The sequence below is a fragment of the Cyclobacterium sp. SYSU L10401 genome (genome assembly GCF_010993705.1).
GTDB lineage: Bacteria > Bacteroidota > Bacteroidia > Cytophagales > Cyclobacteriaceae > Cyclobacterium.
In genome coordinates, this window is record NZ_WOFO01000001.1 from 955,444 (window position 1) to 972,057 (window position 16,614).

Consider the following 16,614-nt stretch of genomic DNA (forward strand, 5'->3'; position numbering starts at 1 on the left):
ACATTGATTTTTTTAATTATTTTCCTTAACTTTTTCGGAAGTTATGGAGGGTGTCCATGGTTCCGAAAAGGCTGTTGGAAGCTTCGGGGAACAAGTGCCTAGGTTTTATTTTCACTTTTTTTATGAAGTTCAATGAATTTCCGTTCGTCAGGTACACGGTGTTCTTTGTTTTAGGAGTGCTGGTGTACCCGTATTGGGGTCCATTTCAGCCCGAATCATTTTTTATTTACCTGTTGATTTTTTGGGCAATTTTTACGGCTTTGTCCCTGGTATATCGGCCAGCACTCAGAAAAGCCTATTATTTCGCCATGCCTGTTTTGGCATATGGCTGTCTTTTTTTGGCCGGTATAAGTGTGGCGGCAATGCATGATGCCAACAATGACCCCCGGCACCTCATCCATCAGGAAAACATATCCGGCTACCTGGCCAAAGTATTGGAGCCAGATCAGAAAAAGGCAAATAGTTTTGGGAATTTGGTGGAAGTGGCAGCCGTAAAGACCCCTGCCGGATGGGAAGCGGTAAAGGGAACCGTACAAATTTACCATCGCTCAACAGCTGCTTTGGAACCTGGGGCTGTCCTGATGATAGCCGGTGCCCCGCAAAGAATTGCCCCTCCCAAAAATCCGGCAACGTTTGATTATGCCACTTTTATGGCCAGGAAAGGAATTTACCATACTCACTTCATTGATACAGACTTCAACCTGATCGCCAGAGAAGAATTGTCCTTTTGGCGGGGAGGGATATTGGCTTTGCGGCAACACCTGGAACAGAAAGTACAGGAATATGTCGGAGATGCGGCAGCCGTACAGATTGGCAAAGCGCTGCTTTTAGGGCAAAAAGAAGACCTGGATGAGGATATAGGTGACGCTTACGCAACTGCAGGTGCCATGCACATTCTGGCGGTTTCGGGATTGCATGTAGGCATCATCTATGGTTTTTTCTATCTTTTCTTTAAACCCCAGCGGATGAAGGGCTACAAGAGAGCCGTTTTTTTGGGTATGATCGTGATCCTGATTTGGGTTTATGCCGCCATTACGGGCCTGTCACCATCCGTTTTGCGTGCCGCTACCATGTTTACCTTTATTTCCATGGCGCAAATAAAATCCCGAAGCCCCTCTATTTTTAACCCCCTGGCCCTTTCCGCTTTGGTGCTACTGGTCTACGATCCCTTTTTGGTTTATGCGGTAGGCTTTCAGTTGAGTTATGCGGCCTTATTGGGGATACTTCTTTTTCAGCCCTTTATTGCCAGGCTTTGGTATCCGGAATCTAAATGGCTCAGTTATTTCTGGGATATACTCACGGTGGGCCTGGCCGCCCAATTGGCCACTTTCCCTTTGGCCATTCATTATTTTCATGTTTTTCCTACCTATTTTATGCTGTCCAACCTTATGGCCATCCCCGGAGCTTTTCTGGTCATGTCATTGGGTATTCCTTTTTTGTTATTGTCCTCCTTTCCCCTACTGGCTGCTGTGATGGGATATTTGCTGGACCTTACGCTGCAACTGCTAAACCTTGGAATTTTTAGCCTGCAGCATTTGCCTTTCTCTAAAATCGACCATTTGTATTTTCAACTTCCGGAAATGATTTTGATCTGGTCCTTGTTATTTTTTATCTACATGCTGGTTGAGACCAGGAAGAAGCAGGCACTTGTCCTGGTTTTTATCAGTCTGTTTTTGTTTTCAGGATACCGGATATATACCAGCTTCCAAAGGATGAATCAACAGTACCTGGTCATTTACCAACTGCAGCAGGGCATGGCAGTGGATTATTTTTATCAGGGACAGTTGTATGCCCTGGCATGGCAGGTCAATCCCGGAGATTTTAATTATCAAATCCTTCCCCACAGGATCAAAATCACAGGTGTTTCCCGGCATTTTTTGCTCGTCAGGGATAAAGGCAGGGAACTTCACCTGGACTTGCCCTGTGGGCGGCACCTTGCATTGGACAAGGAAACCCACCTGCCCATAGATAGGAGGGGAATGGAACTTCACCGTTGGGAAGCAGGAAACTGGCGCAGGTATGAACCAGCAAAGTTCCCTGAACCACTGCCAAAGGCAGCCCTGAAAATAAGTCTTAACAATAGGCGGGCATCCTTGTGATTGGCAGGGAAGGGAATTAATTTAAAGGAAATTTTAACATCAACGGGAAAATCCCTTTGTTTACAGGAATGGATCAATTGAAGACTTTGGCAATTGCCACGCTGAAAAAGCATTTCGGCTACCAGGATTTCAGGCCTTTGCAGGAAGAGATCGTGCTGTCCGCTGCCCGGGGGCAGGATACCCTGGCCCTGATGCCCACCGGTGGAGGTAAATCCATTTGTTTTCAGGTGCCGGGCCTGATGAATCCAGGTATCTGCCTGGTGATCAGTCCTTTGATCGCCTTGATGAAGGATCAGGTAGATCAATTGCGTAAAAGAGGCATCAAGGCCATGGCGATCCATTCCGGTATGAGAAAGCGGGAAATCGACACCCTGCTGGACAATTGTGTCTATGGGGATTATAAATTCCTTTATGTTTCTCCAGAGCGCCTCAAGACAGAAATATTTATAGAGCGGTTCAAAAAAATGGAGGTCAACCTGATAGCAGTGGATGAGGCCCATTGCATTTCACAGTGGGGCTACGATTTCCGGCCGGCGTACCTGGAAATCGTAAAAATCAGGGAACTTGCCCCGAAGGTATCGGTCATTGCGCTAACTGCTTCCGCCACTTTAACGGTAAGGAAAGATATTTTAGAAAAACTCAACCTGAAAAATCCCGGAGTTTTTGTCCAGTCTTTTGCGCGATCCAATCTATCCTATGTGGTCCGCTGGGCAGAAAACAAACTGGAGCAGGCCGTGGCTATTTTGCAGAAGGTTCCGGGGAGTGCCATTGTTTACCTCAGAAGCAGAAAAGGAACCAAGGAGACCGCTGGACATTTGCAGCAATTGGGTATATCGGCCACCTACTACCATGCCGGGCTGGAGCAAAGTGTCCGGAACCAAAGGCAAATGGATTGGATACAGGGGAAGACCCGGGTGATGGTGGCTACCAATGCCTTTGGAATGGGAATAGATAAACCCGACGTACGGGTAGTTTTACACCTTGATCTACCTGAAAATCTTGAAAATTATTATCAGGAGGCAGGAAGGGCTGGAAGAGATGGAATCAAGGCTTACGCAGTGTTGATGGTTCGTGAACAAGATTGCCTGGGGCTTACAGAGATGGCAGAAAATGCCTACCCACCCGAGGAATTGATCAAGCGGGTGTACCAATGCCTGGCAAATTATTACCGCATTGCCGTGGGAAGTGCCCAAATGAGTAGTTTCGATTTTGACTTTCTGGATTTTGCCAATACCTATGATTTAGATGTCAAGCTGGCTTACAATGCCATAAAGGTTTTGCAGGAAGAGGCTTTACTCTTATTTTCTGAAAGTGTCTTTTTGCCCTCTTCGCTGCATTTTCTGGTCTCTCAGACGAAGATCTATGAAGCCCAGATAGCCTACGCTTCCCTTGACCCTTTGATCAAATTGTTGCTCAGGCTTTACGGAGGAGAGTTGTTTGTCAATTACATCCGCATTCAGGAGAATAAGATTGCCCAGCTGCTTCAGATCCCTGAAAAGGAGGTGGGTAAAATGTTGCAAAAATTGGAGGACCTTGGTTTGGCTGCCTACTCCGGTAAGAAGGACCAGCCGCAGGTGACCTTTCTTACTCCCAGACTGGATGCAGGATCCCTGCCCCTGGACAAAAAAAGGATAGGCCTGAGGAGAGCAAGAGCCAAGGAAAAGGCAGAGAAAATGGTTGCTTATGCAAAAAATGATAAAATTTGCCGAACAGCCTTTATCTTGAATTATTTTGGGGAAAAGAGTGATTTAACTTGTGGAATTTGTGACACCTGTATCCAAAAGAAGAAAGAAAAGGAAGCGGATAAGCTGAATAAGAGACTGGGAGAAAAAATACTTAAAACTTTAGCGGAGGGAGAAGCGTTTTCTTTAGAGGAATTGTTTGATCTTGCCGGAGAAAGGCTGGACGAGCATGCCGTGGGTTTAATCAGAGAGATGGAGGATGAAGGCTTAATTGCCACTGGAGAAAATGGTAAAATCAGAATTAAATGAAATTTATTGAAGATTTGTTGGGCGGTCTGTTTCCCGGAAAAAACAGTAAGGTGGCCATCAGGGAGAATTTCTCCATTCCCAAAGAAGAGGAAGACAAGGCCTTGGGCTGGATGAATTCTTCGGAAGGAAAAGCCGCCTTAAAAAGTATTTATGACAATTACCATTTAAAAAAAGCCGGCGTCAATAAAGCCCCTGAGGTACATGTGCTCCAGTCCCCTTATGCCAATGGTTTTGCGGTGAGTTTCCAGGCACCCCTGAGCAAAGCTGATTTTTCCAGGATATTTATTGGTTTGGGTCAGGAAATCCTGGGGATGGGTTATAGGAGAGTAAGCCTGGACCGGAAAATAGAGGAAGTACATGACCTGGTAAGGGTGACAGAAAAATATTATTTTAAACCACCTCTATCAGCAGCAGACCTGGACAACAAAATAGATCAGTTATTTGGTAATATTAGTTTAGAAAAAATTTACCTCAACAATAAACCCAATTTCCTGAAAGTGTTGGTAACGGTTTATGCAGACAGGTTATACCTCAAAGCAGCACCTTTTGACCGGTTTATGGATCAATTATTCAAAGCAGACTAAAAATATATGGATAGCATACTTCTAAAAAGTTTTATTGGCAATTACAGGACCCCTTTCGAAGAAGAAAAAGTGATGGTGCCTGATTTTTTGGCACTACTGGATGACCCCATGGCCTTTAGCAGAGAAAGAAAAGAGGGACATTTTACAGCTTCCGCCTGGATTGTAAATAAAAGGCGGACCCATACCCTTTTGACATTACACCGCAAATTACACAAGTGGCTACAACTCGGAGGTCATGCTGATGGGAACGAAAACCTGTTGGAGGTAGCCATGAATGAGGCAAGGGAAGAAAGCGGCCTGACCTCTCTGCGTTTGGTGGATCGTTTTATTTTTGACCTGGACAGACACATCATTCCAGCCAATGCCAAAGATCCCCAACATTTCCATTATGATGTCCGGTTTTTGATAGAAGCGGAAATGGATGAACCTTTGGTCATAAGCCCGGAGAGTAAAGATCTTGCCTGGGTGGGATTTGACATGACGGCCGAATTGGTCGGCTATGAAGGTTCCATCCTAAGGATGTTGGAAAAAACCAGCCGGTCAGAAATTTTATTGTAGGCTTCACGGGTGCTTTTGGTTTTTGTACAGGTTTTATGGGGATTCTACACCCGGGAATCCCTATCTTTGCAAAAAATTTAAAATGCACAAGTACCTTTTAAAATATTTCGTCTTTTTATTGTTCATCACCTCTTGTCAGCCTTCGGCAGAGGATTTGTTTGAAGCCGGTGTAGCTGCCCTGGAAAAGCAGGAGTATCAGCAATCCATTGAATATTTTGACCGTGTGGTAGAAATAGAGGAGAATAATCCCACTGCATGGAACGCCAGAGGCGTGGCATTTTTTGAAATGGAAGCATGGGACGAGGCCATAGATTCCTTTTCCAGGTCGATTGATCTGGATAGTGCCAATTATAAGCCCTATTTTAACAGGGGAAATGCGTTGATGGAAAAAGAGTCCTTCAAAGAAGCCTTGTATGATTACAACATGGCCAATGGCCTGGATTTCAATCAGCCGGATATCTATTACAATCGGGGTTTGGCTTTATTGGGCCTGGAAATGTACGATGATGCATTGGTAGACTTTGACTTGGCACTTCGGGCAAATCCCGGGGACACCCGGGTACTCTTTAACAAAGCAAAAGCGCTATTGGGTAACAACGATCCACTTACCGCTATCAGCATCCTTAATGAGGTGGTCAGTTTAGATCAGCGAAATGCCGCTGCCTATTACCTGCTTGGAGTCACTGAAATGAGTGCTTTGGGAAATAAGGAAGCTGGTTGTACCCAACTGAAAATGGCCCTTTCCCTGGGTTATACCCAGGCCAAAGAATGGATAGATGAATTCTGTGAAGAATAATGGCAGAGATAGGAAAAGACATTGAAAAAGCGGCTGCCCTCTTGTCTTCCGGGAAGCTGGTAGCCATACCCACAGAAACAGTTTATGGTCTGGCTGGAAACGCCCTGGACGAACAAGCCGTATTGTCCATTTTTAAAACCAAGAAGAGGCCGAGCTTCGATCCGTTGATTGTGCACCTGGGGGATAAGACACAGCTAAGTGATTATGTGAAGGAGGTTCCTGAGGAACTGGAGGAACTGGCCAGTAAGTTTTGGCCGGGTCCTTTGACCTTGCTATTGCCCAAGAGGGGGATGATTCCCGATTTGGTAACCAGTGGTTTAGATACGGTAGGAATCAGGGTTCCCAGGCATCCTTTGACCCGGGAGCTGTTACAATCCCTGGATTTTCCCCTGGCAGCACCGAGTGCCAATCCCTTTGGCTATATTAGTCCTACTTCAGCCCTTCATGTGCAGGACCAGCTTGGGGATAAGTTGCCCTATATATTGGATGGGGGGACCTGTGAGGTGGGTTTGGAAAGTACCATTGTAGGAATGGAGCAGGGTCAGGTGATCATTTACCGGCTTGGCGGAATAGCGGTAGACCGCATTGAATCCGCGGTTGGAAAAGTATTGATCTTGCCTCAGTCCAGCAGCAACCCCAAATCTCCGGGTATGCTGAAGAGCCATTATGCCCCCGGAATACCCATGGTGCTGGGAAACCTGGACGAATTAATGACCAAATATCGGCAGAAAGGAATTGTTTTTGCGGTGCTCTCCTTTAACCGGTCTTTTCCGGAGTTATCACAGGAGCTACAGTTTGCCTTGAGCCCGGCAGGAGATTATGATGAAGCTGCGAGAAACCTGTTCCAGGGGATGCGGTTTTTGGATAGGGCAAAAGTGGAAATCATACTTGCCGAAGAGCTGCCGGAAATTCATTTGGGCAAAGCCATAAATGACCGCTTGAGACGGGCTTCTGCCAAATAAAATGCTTATTTTTGACGAAGTTTTAAACCTACAACTTATGAATAATAGAATTAAAATTGTGGATAATGTTGATTTTAAGGGTAAAAAGGCCCTGGTAAGAGTAGATTTCAATGTGCCACTGGATGAGAAATTCAACGTTACGGATAACACCCGAATCATATCAGCAGTACCTACCATCAAAAAAATACTGAATGATGGTGGTGCGGTGATATTGATGTCCCACCTGGGTAGGCCCAAATCTGGTCCGGAAGATAAATTTTCCCTTCGTCACATCATCACCGAGCTGAATAAGGAATTGGAGGTATCTGTCAAATTTGCCAAGGATTGTATTGGAAATGAAGCCAGCCAACTGGCTACCAGTTTGAATCCCGGTGATGTTTTGCTTTTAGAAAACCTCAGGTTTTACAAGGAAGAGGAAAAAGGCGATAAGGAATTTGCCGGAAAATTAGCCAAGCTCGGAGACATTTATGTCAATGATGCTTTCGGAACTGCCCACAGGGCCCATGCATCAACTTCAGTAGTGGCTGAATTTTTCAATGATAAAGTCGCCGGGTACCTGATGAGTGCTGAATTAAAAAATGCGGAAAAAGTATTGGAAGCTCCGGAAAGACCTTTTACAGCGATAATGGGAGGAGCGAAAATTTCTGATAAAATATTGCTGATTGATAAATTGCTGGACAAAGTAGACAACCTGATTATTGGTGGCGGCATGTCTTATACTTTTGCCAAAGCTCAGGGTGGTAATATTGGCGATTCCTTGCTGGAGGCGGATAAAATGGAATTGGCCCTTGAGCTGGTCGAAAAAGCAAAGCAAAGGAATGTAAACATCTTTTTACCGGAGGATTCTGTCACCTCCAAAGCCTTTGCCAATGATGCAGAACAAGGGACGGCCCGCAAGGGTGAAATCCCGGAGGGTTGGATGGGACTGGATATTGGTCCTGAAAGCAGAAAGAAATTCGCTGAAGTAATCCTTTCTTCCAAAACCGTTCTGTGGAATGGACCCATGGGTGTATTTGAAATGAGTAGTTTTGAAAAAGGTACCAAGGCAATAGCTGAGGCAGTTGTTGCAGCTACCGAAAAAGGAGCTTTTACCTTGATAGGAGGAGGAGATTCTGCGGCTGCGGTGAATAAATTTGGGTTTGGAGAAAGTGTTTCTTTCGTATCTACAGGCGGAGGAGCCCTACTCGAACTCATGGAAGGCAAGGTCCTACCCGGAGTCAAAGCGCTTGAGCCCTAAGATTTAAATTTCAGAGGCTGTTTCATGGTATTTGTGTGGGTCTCCCTTGCTTCGAAAGGGTTGTTCAAAAAAGGGAGTACAAAAATTCAGATCATAATCAGCCTCTGTTTGATTTTTCGGTAACCAGTAAGCAAGATTTAGCTCTGGTATGCGTTTTTATGTCAGGATAATCCGTTGAAACTATTGGCCTCCACACGGCAAGTGTAACTTATCCCATAGATTTTAGCTTAATTTGCTGTTATGTCCATTTCCATTCATCAACTTTCAAAGCGTTTCGGTCATCAAGAGGTTTTGAAAGAAGTAAGTTTTCAGGCCAACCCGGGACAGGTGCTTGGTTTTTTGGGGCCAAATGGGGCCGGTAAATCTACGACGATGAAAATCCTGACCGGATACCTCACGGCTGATGCAGGAGAAGTGTTGATAAATGGTATTGCTGTCAATAAGCACCAAAGGGAAGTAAGCAAATTGATAGGGTACCTACCGGAACACAATCCCTTGTACCCCGATATGTACATTGCCGAATTCCTTTCCTTCATGGGAGGATTATACCAGATGAAAGGGCAATTCCTTAAGGAAAGGATTCAGAAAGTAATGGAGCAATGCGGCTTGATGGCCGAACGTGGGAAAAAAATCGGGCTGCTATCCAAGGGGTATAAACAGCGTGTAGGCCTGGCCAAGAGCCTGCTGCACGAACCTGAAATCATCATTTTGGATGAACCTACCTCCGGTTTGGATCCCAATCAACTGTCAGAAATCAGGCAGTTGATCAGGCAGGTAAGCAAAGACAAAACACTGATCCTCAGTACGCATATCATGCAGGAAGTGGAAGCACTTTGTGACAAGGTGGTGATCATTCACAAAGGCAGGATCGTTGCTCAGGACCTGTTGAAACACCTTAAATCCACTCAGGACGATTCTCAACTTATTTTTGAGACGGAAGAGGAAATCCAACCTGACTGGTTGGAAGGAATGGCCTACAGTCATTTTGCCCATTCCAAGCCCGGGAGGATGGAGTTCGTCTGCAAGGACCCAAAAAAATTAAGACAGGAACTTTTGGGAATGGTGCAGCGCAGAAATTTAAATTTAATTAGTATCAGACAAGAGGAAAAAAACCTGGAGTCTGTGTTTTACAGATTAACCCAAAACTAAGGTATGTTGAGCCTTTTCTTTAAAGAAGTAAATGCATTTTTCAGCAACCTTTCCGCCTACCTGATTACCAGTATCTTTCTGGTTGCCCTGGGCCTGATCGTCTGGGTTTTTCCAGGGACCAGTGTACTTGATTATGGGTATGCAGACCTGGATCCGTTGTTCAGCTATACCCCATTTGTTTTTGTTTTCCTGATTCCTGCCATCACCATGAGGATGGTGGCAGAAGAGAAAAAATCGGGAACCTGGGAATTGCTCAAAACTTCTCCCTTGAGGAGCCACCAAATCATTTTGGCCAAATATTTTGCATCCCTGGTCCTGATCCTTTTTGCCCTTCTGCCTACAATGATCTACTATATGAGTATCGTGCAGTTGGGAGATCCGGTCGGAAATATTGATAGTGCCGGTTTTTTTGGGTCTTACATTGGTCTGTTGCTGGTGGCTGCTTTATTTGCAGCCATTGGATTATTCAGCTCTTCCCTCAGTTCCAATCAGATCGTGGCATTTGTAATCTCGGTGTTTATTTGTTTTTTGCTCTATGGAGGGCTTGGAGCCCTGGCTGCCCTTACCACCGGCCAATGGGCTGTATCGCTGGAGAGTTTGGGGATCAGTTTTCATTATGAACAAATGGGTAGGGGAGTCATCGTATCAGAAAACCTGTTCTACTTTTTTGGGATGACGCTGACCTGGCTGATATTTACCTGGATTTTGATAGGAAGGCATGAATAGGAACAACAAACATATTGTTTTCGGGCTGTTGGCCATCCTGCTCATTTGGATGCTGGTTGCCGGCATGGGGCAATGGTGGAAATTCAGGCTGGACCTGACCGAAGAAGGTCGTTATACTATTGGTGCCGCTACCCAGGAAGTACTGGCCAATATGGATAGTCCCCTGGAAGTAGAGGTATTGCTGAATGGGGATTTGCCCCCAGGGATGATGCGTTTTCAGAAAGGCATCACAGAAACCCTGAGCATATTCCGATCCTACAGCAATGAGGACATCAATATTGTTTACAATGACCCCTTGCAAATGGACAAATCTGCCAGGGAGGAGTATATCCTGGAGCTTGCTTCCTATGGGATTAACCCTACCAATCTTCACAGTACGCAGAACGGAGCGCAAACCACAAAGATGATTTTTCCCGGGATTGTGCTCAGAAGTGCAGACTATGAGTTGGGGGTTTTACTGCTGAAAGGCGAAAAGGGCATGGGGCCGGATGAAATCCTCAATTTATCGATAGAAAACCTGGAATTTGAAATCAGCCAAGCCATAAAGAGGCTTTACACCCGGGACAAAAGGGCGGTGGGGGTCATCATCGGGCAGGGAGAAATGGAAGAAGATGAGGGCTATGGCATGGTAGAGGCATTAAATGAAGATTACGAGGTTTATAAAGTCCCTTTTGACCAGGCCAAATCAGTAGAAGACCTCCTGTCTTTCGAAGTGTTATTGGTAGCCGGTCCGAAGGAAGCCTATGGGGAGCGGGAAAAATACCTCCTGGACCAATACCTGATGTATGGAGGAAACCTGTTGTTTTTTGTAGACCAGATGGCGGTAAATCTGGAAGAAGCAGGAGGAGAGGGTACGGTAGCCATGCCTTTCGATACAGGACTGGATGATTTATTGTTTCGATATGGTATCCGGATCAACCGGGACCTGATACAGGATCTCAATTTTGGGTACCATCCCGTGGTTGGGGGGGAGTTTGGAGACCAGTCTCAAATCATTTCCCTTCCCTGGCCGTTTTACATCCAGGCGGGCAAAATGGCCGATCATCCCATAACCAAGGGATTGGATCAGGTCCAGTTTCGTTTTGCAAGTACCTTGGATACCGTAAAGGCAGATGGGGTGAGCAAAACACCCCTGATATTCAGCAGTAATTATAGTAAAAAGCTCAGTTCCCCTGTAAGGGTGGCCTTTGAAGACATGTCTTCAGAACCTGATGTTACTTCCTTTACTACAGGGAGCCTTCCGCTGGTCTACCTTTTGGAGGGCAATTTCACTTCCTTTTTCAAAAACAGGTTCGTGCCTCAGGAATTTGATGAAGCCGCTTTTATTCCTGAAGGCAACCTTGGCAGGGTTCTGGTAGCCGGAGATGCAGATATCGTCAAAAGCTGGATAGATCCCAGCGAAAAAACGCCGGTACCTTTGGGAGCCAATCCCTATTCAGAAAATGTCATGGCTAACAGGGAGTTTTTACAGCATGCGGTAAACTACCTGGTGGATCCGGATGGCATCATGGCGGCTAAAAGAAAGGAATTTCAAATCAGGCCCCTGAATAAAGTAAAAATCAGTCAGCAAAAAACACTATGGCAATCTATCAATATATTTTTTCCGGTGGCAATGATCATTTTACTGGGGTATCTGCAATTTGTTTTCAGAAAAAGAAAATATGAAAAGCACTGAGCAAGGAAAATTGGCTCCATCAGGTTAATTTTATACCATCAATTCAATTCCTGATGAGGGCTTTTATGATTTTATTTATAACTTTACCCTGTTAAATCCATTGGATGTTTGAGTGGAATCAAATATTGCGAAAGGACAGCGCTAAAGGTTCCTGATTTCATCATTTTTGTGGTGCTTAAAACAAATAACGTTTTACATTTGACCTACTTAAAAAGCTTATACATATGAAATTTATTGTTTCTTCTTCATCACTTCTGAAGCACCTGTCATCCATCAACGGAGTAGTGACAACCAACCCGGTGGTGCCGATTTTGGAAAATTTTCTTTTCGAAATTAAAGATAGCAAACTGACCGTTACTGCTTCAGATTTACAGACTTCTATGATGACTGAAATAGAAGTAGAGGCTAAAGAAGATGGAAATATTGCGGTTCCTGCCAGGATCCTGATTGAAACCTTAAAAAATCTACCTGAGCAACCGGTTACTTTCAGCATTGACAAGGAGACTTACAGCGTTGAGATCAGCTCAGATAACGGTCGGTACAAATTGGCCGGTGAAAATGCCACGGACTTTCCCCGAATTCCCGGTGTGACCAATGCCTCCTCCGTTGAAATGTCTACGGAGATTTTGAGCAATGCCATTGCCAATACCATTTTTGCTACCAGCAATGATGAACTCAGACCGGCCATGACAGGAGTTTATATCAACCTGAGCGAAACCAATACCACTTTCGTGGCTACCGATGGCCACCGTTTGATACGCTACAGGAGGGTGGATATTGCTTCCCCTGAAGCGGCCAGTATCATTGTGCCCAGGAAAGCCCTGAATTTATTGAAGACAACCCTTCCTTCAGACAATGTGCCCGTAACGGTGGAATTTAACAGTAGCAATGCTTATTTTAAATTCAACCATATCAAAATGATCTGTAGGTTGATTGATGAGCGTTTTCCGGATTACGAAAATGTCATCCCGCAGGATAACAACAATGACATGACCATCAACAGACAGGAATTTTTGGGCTCCCTCAGGAGGATAGCCATTTATGCCAACAAGACCACCCACCAGGTCAGGTTGAAACTCACTGGGAGTGAACTTCAGGTATCGGCAGAAGATCTGGATTTTTCTAATGAAGCCAATGAAAGACTTTCCTGCGAGCATGAGGGTGAGGATATTGAAATTGGCTTCAATGCCAAATTTCTGGTAGAGATGCTCAATAACATTTCTGCCAAAGAAGTTACGCTTAAATTTAGTGCCCCCAATAGGGCTGGCTTGATTTTACCATCGGATATGAGCGAGAATGAAGACATACTGATGCTGGTCATGCCCGTCATGCTGAGCAATTATGTATAATCAAAAAATAAAGTAGGGGCAGGAAAAGTCCGGTTTTCCCGGGTTTTTCTGCCCCTGTTTTTTGTTGCCTGGTAAGAAGGCCCAGCCCTATTCCAACATTTTTACTTTTTCACCACTTCGATATTGGTAAACCAAATGATCTTGTCTCCATTTTCCAACCGGTGGTCCTGAGCAATTTTGATCCCTCCAAAATCGGCTACGTTTTCCCAGGTGAAGGCCCTGCCTTCAGGTCCATCTCCTCTTCGGAACACCCATTCTTTGATCATGTGGTTTTCGTCTATGTATATGTCATAGGCGTCACCGGGAGTATACCCGTCAGAATCATTGTAGCGGACAATGATTTTAGTGGTCATGTCACCATTTATGGGGGAACGTTGATTTTCAACGATTTCAGGTTCATAACCATTATCCCAGGCCAGTTGGAAGGGAAACAATAACCAGTATTTGTCATTGATGAATTTCTGGTCCACGCTTTCTACTTCAGCAGACTTATTGGCAATTAAATAGGTAGCAGTGGTATCCGGACCCGAATAGGAAACTTCCCCCTTTTCCAGATCCCAGGCCCAGTCCCTTACCAATACAGTAGCGCTGTCTCTTCGGACATTCCAGGTATAGGCTATGGATTTGACTTCATCTATTTGATCAAAGCCATAGGCTTTGGCCACTTTCATCGGAAGGCTTTCCGTTGATTCTTCGGTTTTCGGAGCACAGGACCCCAATAAAATCAAGAAACAGCATAAGAAAACGGTTGAATTTTTCATGTTAATCGTGTTTAGTGGTAGTGGTCAAGTTAATCAATTATCTCTATTATAATGGGTTATTGTCGAAAATATCTTACCTGGGCCGGGTCCATTGGTACTTTTTTCCGGGGATGGCTTTGACAAAGCCTAAAAATTCCAGATTCAGCAATTTAATTGCCAGCTGGGGAATGGGAATATTCAGATCCCTGCTCAACCAATCAATTTCTGCAGCTGTTTTTTCATACAAGCGTTCCAGGATTTTCAATTCCAAAGGGTCCAGATCTGAGGTGTCAGGAAGCGCTGGTGCAGAAGCACCGATTTCCTTGTCCCAGGAAAGAGATTCCACAATTTCTCCCGGCCCCATGTATATGCCTGCCTTCATGCTTCTGATAAGGTTATTGCATCCTTCACTGTATGGGGATTGCAGGTTTCCCGGAACAGCAAAAACCTCCCTGTTGTAACTATAGGCAATTTCCGCAGTAATCAATGCGCCACCTTTTTGGGCAGCCTCTACTACGATAAGGGCATCGGATAAACCCGCAATAATGCGGTTTCTTTGCGGGAAATTGCTTGGGTTCATGGCAGCTCCCATCTTAAATTCACTTAAAAGGCCGCCGTTTTCCTTCATCTGTTCTGCCGTTTTTTTGTGAGCTGCCGGGTAAATGGTGTTTACGTCAGAGCCCAGCACAGCAATGGTTGGGAGCTGGTTTGAAATGGCCGCCCGATGGGCTTCAACATCGATCCCATAAGCCAGGCCACTGATGATGGTAGGCTGGAACCTGGCCAGTTCCTCCGTGATTTTTTGTGTAATGCTTCTACCATAAGTGGTGGCATTTCGCGTGCCGACGATGCCTATGGTTCTTTTTGGATTAAGGTTAAGGTTTCCTTTTGAGAAAAGGAATGGAGGCGCATCAGGTATGACCTTCAATCGGTCAGGATAATTTTCATCCAGGTAGCAGTGAATTCCAATTCCCTGTTTGTCTGCGGTTTCAATTAAATCAGAAGCCTCTTTTAGATAGTTGTCCTTCCCTTTCCTGTAGGCCAACAGCTTAGGTCCTATGCCCGGGATTTTCATGGCTTTTCCATGGGATAAATGGAAAAATCCTTCGGCAGAGCCACAATAATTGATAATCGTTTTGAATATAGCCGGTCCTAAGTTAGGAAAAAGACTAAGGGCTACGTGGTACAATAACTTATTTTTCTCCGTGGTTACCATCCAGATTTTCCCTGATTTCTGTCAAAAAGCTTCTGATTTCATGTAACCTTTGAATCATAGAGGCTGTATCCTGGATCTTATGCAGGTCCTTTTTGATGATTTCCTGGGCGCCGGCAAGGGTGTAACCCTTCTCCTTTACCAGGTGGAAGATCAACTGGATTTTGTCCAGGTCATCCCTGGTAAACCTGCGGTTTCCTTTTTTGTCTTTCTTGGGTTTGATGATATCAAATTCACCCTCCCAATACCGAATCAATGAAGTAGCTACTTTAAATTTGTCGGCAACCTCACCGATAGAATAATATTTCTTTTCTATTTCTTTTTCTCTGTATGGCAATGGATTGGTCTTTTATTTAATCAAAAATAAAAAAATAATCTGTTAAATGTAATAACTGATCCTTTAATAAATTGATTGAAAGGCTGGGTTTTAACCAGAACTAAAAAAACCTTCTCTCCACCTGGGAGAGAAGGTTTTTTGTAAGAGATACGCTAAATCCTTCTTAAGACAAAGATTGGTTTTCTCTGGAGGCAAGCTCAAGTATTTTATCAAACTCACTTGGTTCCAGATCTTTAAAGAAATAGTTAACCGGATTTACATATTTATTATCTTTGATCACTTCATAATGCACATGTGGAGCGGTAGAGGAACCGGTATTTCCTACGGTTCCGATCTTGTCACCTCTTTTAATCTTATTTCCCACTTTTACATTGAAATCATTCATGTGTGCGTACCTGGTGCTAAAACCAAAACCATGGTCGATGACAATGGATTTGCCGTAGCCTCCAAATTCGGTCCGAACTTGTTTGACCACGCCATCACCCGTAGAATAGATGGGCGTTCCTTTGGGAGCGGAAAAATCAACTCCGGTGTGCATTTTTCTCACTTTTAAGATGGGGTGCAAGCGCATGCCATAACCTGATGCCAACCTGTTTAATTCTTCATTATGGATGGGTTGTATGGCAGGGATAGAAGCCCAATACTCCTCCTTGTTCATAGCCGTCTCTGACAATTCATTGTAGGACTCCCATTGAATAAAGAGCTGCCGTTTGAGGGTTTCTACCTTACTGGAAACTGAAATGATCATTTTTTCCTGGTTAAGTCCCTTTTCTTTGATCTCGCGGAACCGGTCTGAACCCCCAAAACCTGCTTTTCTCACAGAGTTGGGGATGGGCTCGGATTCGAAAATCACCCGATATAAATTATCATCCCTTTCCTGAAGGTCTGCCATCATGGTATTCAATTGCCCAACTTCCTGCTCCAATAATTCGTAATATAGTTTCAACTCCCGGTTTTCTTTCTTCAGCATCAATTCCTTGGGGCTGTCAAAATAATAATGGAATACCAGGAGAATCCCTACTGCCAGAATGGAGGACAAGGATAAGAAACCTAAAACGTTAAGGGTTACATCCCACTTACTCCTGACATATCTTTCATATTTGCAGGTTTTGGGATCGTAATAATATTTTATTCTACTCATTTAACAAATAGTACGTTAAAACTTTTAATTTTGTATTCTGAAAAAACCCGGGTGATC

General features: G+C 44.5%; 15 protein-coding genes. 11 read left to right on the forward strand and 4 right to left on the reverse strand.

Annotated features, from left to right (window positions below):
• The first annotated feature begins 122 nt into the window (after positions 1 to 122).
• The 11 genes from GL182_RS04000 to dnaN all read left to right on the forward strand — a co-directional run bounded on the left by GL182_RS04000 (position 123) and on the right by dnaN (position 13,126).
• Positions 123 to 2,099 carry a ComEC/Rec2 family competence protein gene (locus GL182_RS04000; protein WP_163378252.1) on the forward strand — a complete coding sequence of 659 codons (1,977 nt, stop codon included), beginning with the start codon at positions 123 to 125 and terminating at the stop codon, positions 2,097 to 2,099.
• Positions 2,100 to 2,167: 68 nt separating this feature from the next.
• Positions 2,168 to 4,090 carry an ATP-dependent DNA helicase RecQ gene (locus GL182_RS04005; protein WP_163378253.1) on the forward strand — a complete coding sequence of 641 codons (1,923 nt, stop codon included), beginning with the start codon at positions 2,168 to 2,170 and terminating at the stop codon, positions 4,088 to 4,090.
• Positions 4,087 to 4,674 (forward strand): hypothetical protein, encoded by a 588-nt coding sequence (locus tag GL182_RS04010; RefSeq protein WP_163378254.1) that lies wholly within the window; start codon positions 4,087 to 4,089, stop codon positions 4,672 to 4,674. Before GL182_RS04005 ends, GL182_RS04010 begins: the two co-directional genes overlap by 4 nt.
• 6 nt (positions 4,675 to 4,680) lie before the next feature.
• The gene (locus tag GL182_RS04015) at positions 4,681 to 5,232 is read left to right on the forward strand and encodes an NUDIX hydrolase (protein ID WP_163378255.1); all 552 of its coding nucleotides are present in this window, start codon (positions 4,681 to 4,683) and stop codon (positions 5,230 to 5,232) included.
• 82 nt (positions 5,233 to 5,314) lie between these two features.
• On the forward strand, positions 5,315 to 6,028 hold the full coding sequence (locus GL182_RS04020) for a tetratricopeptide repeat protein (RefSeq protein WP_163378256.1): 714 nt from the start codon (positions 5,315 to 5,317) through the stop codon (positions 6,026 to 6,028).
• Entirely contained in the window at positions 6,028 to 6,990 is a 963-nt protein-coding gene (locus tag GL182_RS04025) for an L-threonylcarbamoyladenylate synthase (RefSeq protein WP_163378257.1), read from the forward strand. Before GL182_RS04020 ends, GL182_RS04025 begins: the two co-directional genes overlap by 1 nt.
• Positions 6,991 to 7,027: 37 nt before the next feature.
• Positions 7,028 to 8,227 carry a phosphoglycerate kinase gene (locus GL182_RS04030; RefSeq protein ID WP_163378258.1) on the forward strand — a complete coding sequence of 400 codons (1,200 nt, stop codon included), beginning with the start codon at positions 7,028 to 7,030 and terminating at the stop codon, positions 8,225 to 8,227.
• A gap of 240 nt (positions 8,228 to 8,467) precedes the next feature.
• Positions 8,468 to 9,376 (forward strand): gliding motility-associated ABC transporter ATP-binding subunit GldA, encoded by a 909-nt coding sequence (gene gldA, locus GL182_RS04035; protein ID WP_163378259.1) that lies wholly within the window; start codon positions 8,468 to 8,470, stop codon positions 9,374 to 9,376.
• 3 nt (positions 9,377 to 9,379) lie between these two features.
• Positions 9,380 to 10,102, forward strand: a complete 723-nt coding sequence (gene gldF / locus GL182_RS04040) for a gliding motility-associated ABC transporter permease subunit GldF (protein ID WP_163378260.1) — start codon at positions 9,380 to 9,382, stop codon at positions 10,100 to 10,102.
• Positions 10,095 to 11,777, forward strand: coding sequence for a gliding motility-associated ABC transporter substrate-binding protein GldG (gldG, locus tag GL182_RS04045; RefSeq protein ID WP_163378261.1), 1,683 nt, complete (start codon positions 10,095 to 10,097; stop codon positions 11,775 to 11,777). Before gldF ends, gldG begins: the two co-directional genes overlap by 8 nt.
• 224 nt (positions 11,778 to 12,001) lie before the next feature.
• The gene (dnaN, locus tag GL182_RS04050) at positions 12,002 to 13,126 is read left to right on the forward strand and encodes a DNA polymerase III subunit beta (RefSeq protein ID WP_163378262.1); all 1,125 of its coding nucleotides are present in this window, start codon (positions 12,002 to 12,004) and stop codon (positions 13,124 to 13,126) included.
• A gap of 101 nt (positions 13,127 to 13,227) precedes the next feature.
• Here the strand turns inward: dnaN and GL182_RS04055 are convergent, their stop codons facing one another.
• The 4 genes from GL182_RS04055 to GL182_RS04070 all read right to left on the reverse strand — a co-directional run bounded on the left by GL182_RS04055 (position 13,228) and on the right by GL182_RS04070 (position 16,557).
• Entirely contained in the window at positions 13,228 to 13,887 is a 660-nt protein-coding gene (locus GL182_RS04055) for a hypothetical protein (RefSeq protein ID WP_163378263.1), read from the reverse strand.
• A 73-nt stretch (positions 13,888 to 13,960) separates the two neighbouring features.
• On the reverse strand, positions 13,961 to 15,082 hold the full coding sequence (gene dprA, locus GL182_RS04060) for a DNA-processing protein DprA (protein ID WP_163378264.1): 1,122 nt from the start codon (positions 15,080 to 15,082) through the stop codon (positions 13,961 to 13,963).
• Positions 15,060 to 15,416: a MerR family transcriptional regulator gene (locus GL182_RS04065; RefSeq protein ID WP_163378265.1), complete on the reverse strand. Its 357-nt coding sequence runs from the start codon at positions 15,414 to 15,416 to the stop codon at positions 15,060 to 15,062. Before GL182_RS04065 ends, dprA begins: the two co-directional genes overlap by 23 nt.
• A 163-nt stretch (positions 15,417 to 15,579) precedes the next feature.
• Positions 15,580 to 16,557 carry a M23 family metallopeptidase gene (locus GL182_RS04070; protein ID WP_163378266.1) on the reverse strand — a complete coding sequence of 326 codons (978 nt, stop codon included), beginning with the start codon at positions 16,555 to 16,557 and terminating at the stop codon, positions 15,580 to 15,582.
• Positions 16,558 to 16,614 lie beyond the last annotated feature (57 nt).

Bases quoted from the DNA above. Each gene is read 5' to 3' on its own strand.
- GL182_RS04010 (WP_163378254.1), top strand. From the start codon at position 4,087: ATGAAATTTATTGAAGATTTGTTGGGCGGTCTGTTTCCCGGAAAAAAC.
- GL182_RS04015 (WP_163378255.1), top strand. From the start codon at position 4,681: ATGGATAGCATACTTCTAAAAAGTTTTATTGGCAATTACAGGACCCCT.
- gldG (WP_163378261.1), top strand. From the start codon at position 10,095: ATGAATAGGAACAACAAACATATTGTTTTCGGGCTGTTGGCCATCCTG.
- GL182_RS04070 (WP_163378266.1), bottom strand. From the start codon at position 16,557: ATGAGTAGAATAAAATATTATTACGATCCCAAAACCTGCAAATATGAA.
- GL182_RS04025 (WP_163378257.1), top strand. From the start codon at position 6,028: ATGGCAGAGATAGGAAAAGACATTGAAAAAGCGGCTGCCCTCTTGTCT.
- GL182_RS04030 (WP_163378258.1), top strand. From the start codon at position 7,028: ATGAATAATAGAATTAAAATTGTGGATAATGTTGATTTTAAGGGTAAA.
- GL182_RS04005 (WP_163378253.1), top strand. From the start codon at position 2,168: ATGGATCAATTGAAGACTTTGGCAATTGCCACGCTGAAAAAGCATTTC.
- dnaN (WP_163378262.1), top strand. From the start codon at position 12,002: ATGAAATTTATTGTTTCTTCTTCATCACTTCTGAAGCACCTGTCATCC.
- GL182_RS04055 (WP_163378263.1), bottom strand. From the start codon at position 13,887: ATGAAAAATTCAACCGTTTTCTTATGCTGTTTCTTGATTTTATTGGGG.
- GL182_RS04000 (WP_163378252.1), top strand. From the start codon at position 123: ATGAAGTTCAATGAATTTCCGTTCGTCAGGTACACGGTGTTCTTTGTT.
- GL182_RS04020 (WP_163378256.1), top strand. From the start codon at position 5,315: ATGCACAAGTACCTTTTAAAATATTTCGTCTTTTTATTGTTCATCACC.
- gldF (WP_163378260.1), top strand. From the start codon at position 9,380: ATGTTGAGCCTTTTCTTTAAAGAAGTAAATGCATTTTTCAGCAACCTT.
- dprA (WP_163378264.1), bottom strand. From the start codon at position 15,082: ATGGTAACCACGGAGAAAAATAAGTTATTGTACCACGTAGCCCTTAGT.
- gldA (WP_163378259.1), top strand. From the start codon at position 8,468: ATGTCCATTTCCATTCATCAACTTTCAAAGCGTTTCGGTCATCAAGAG.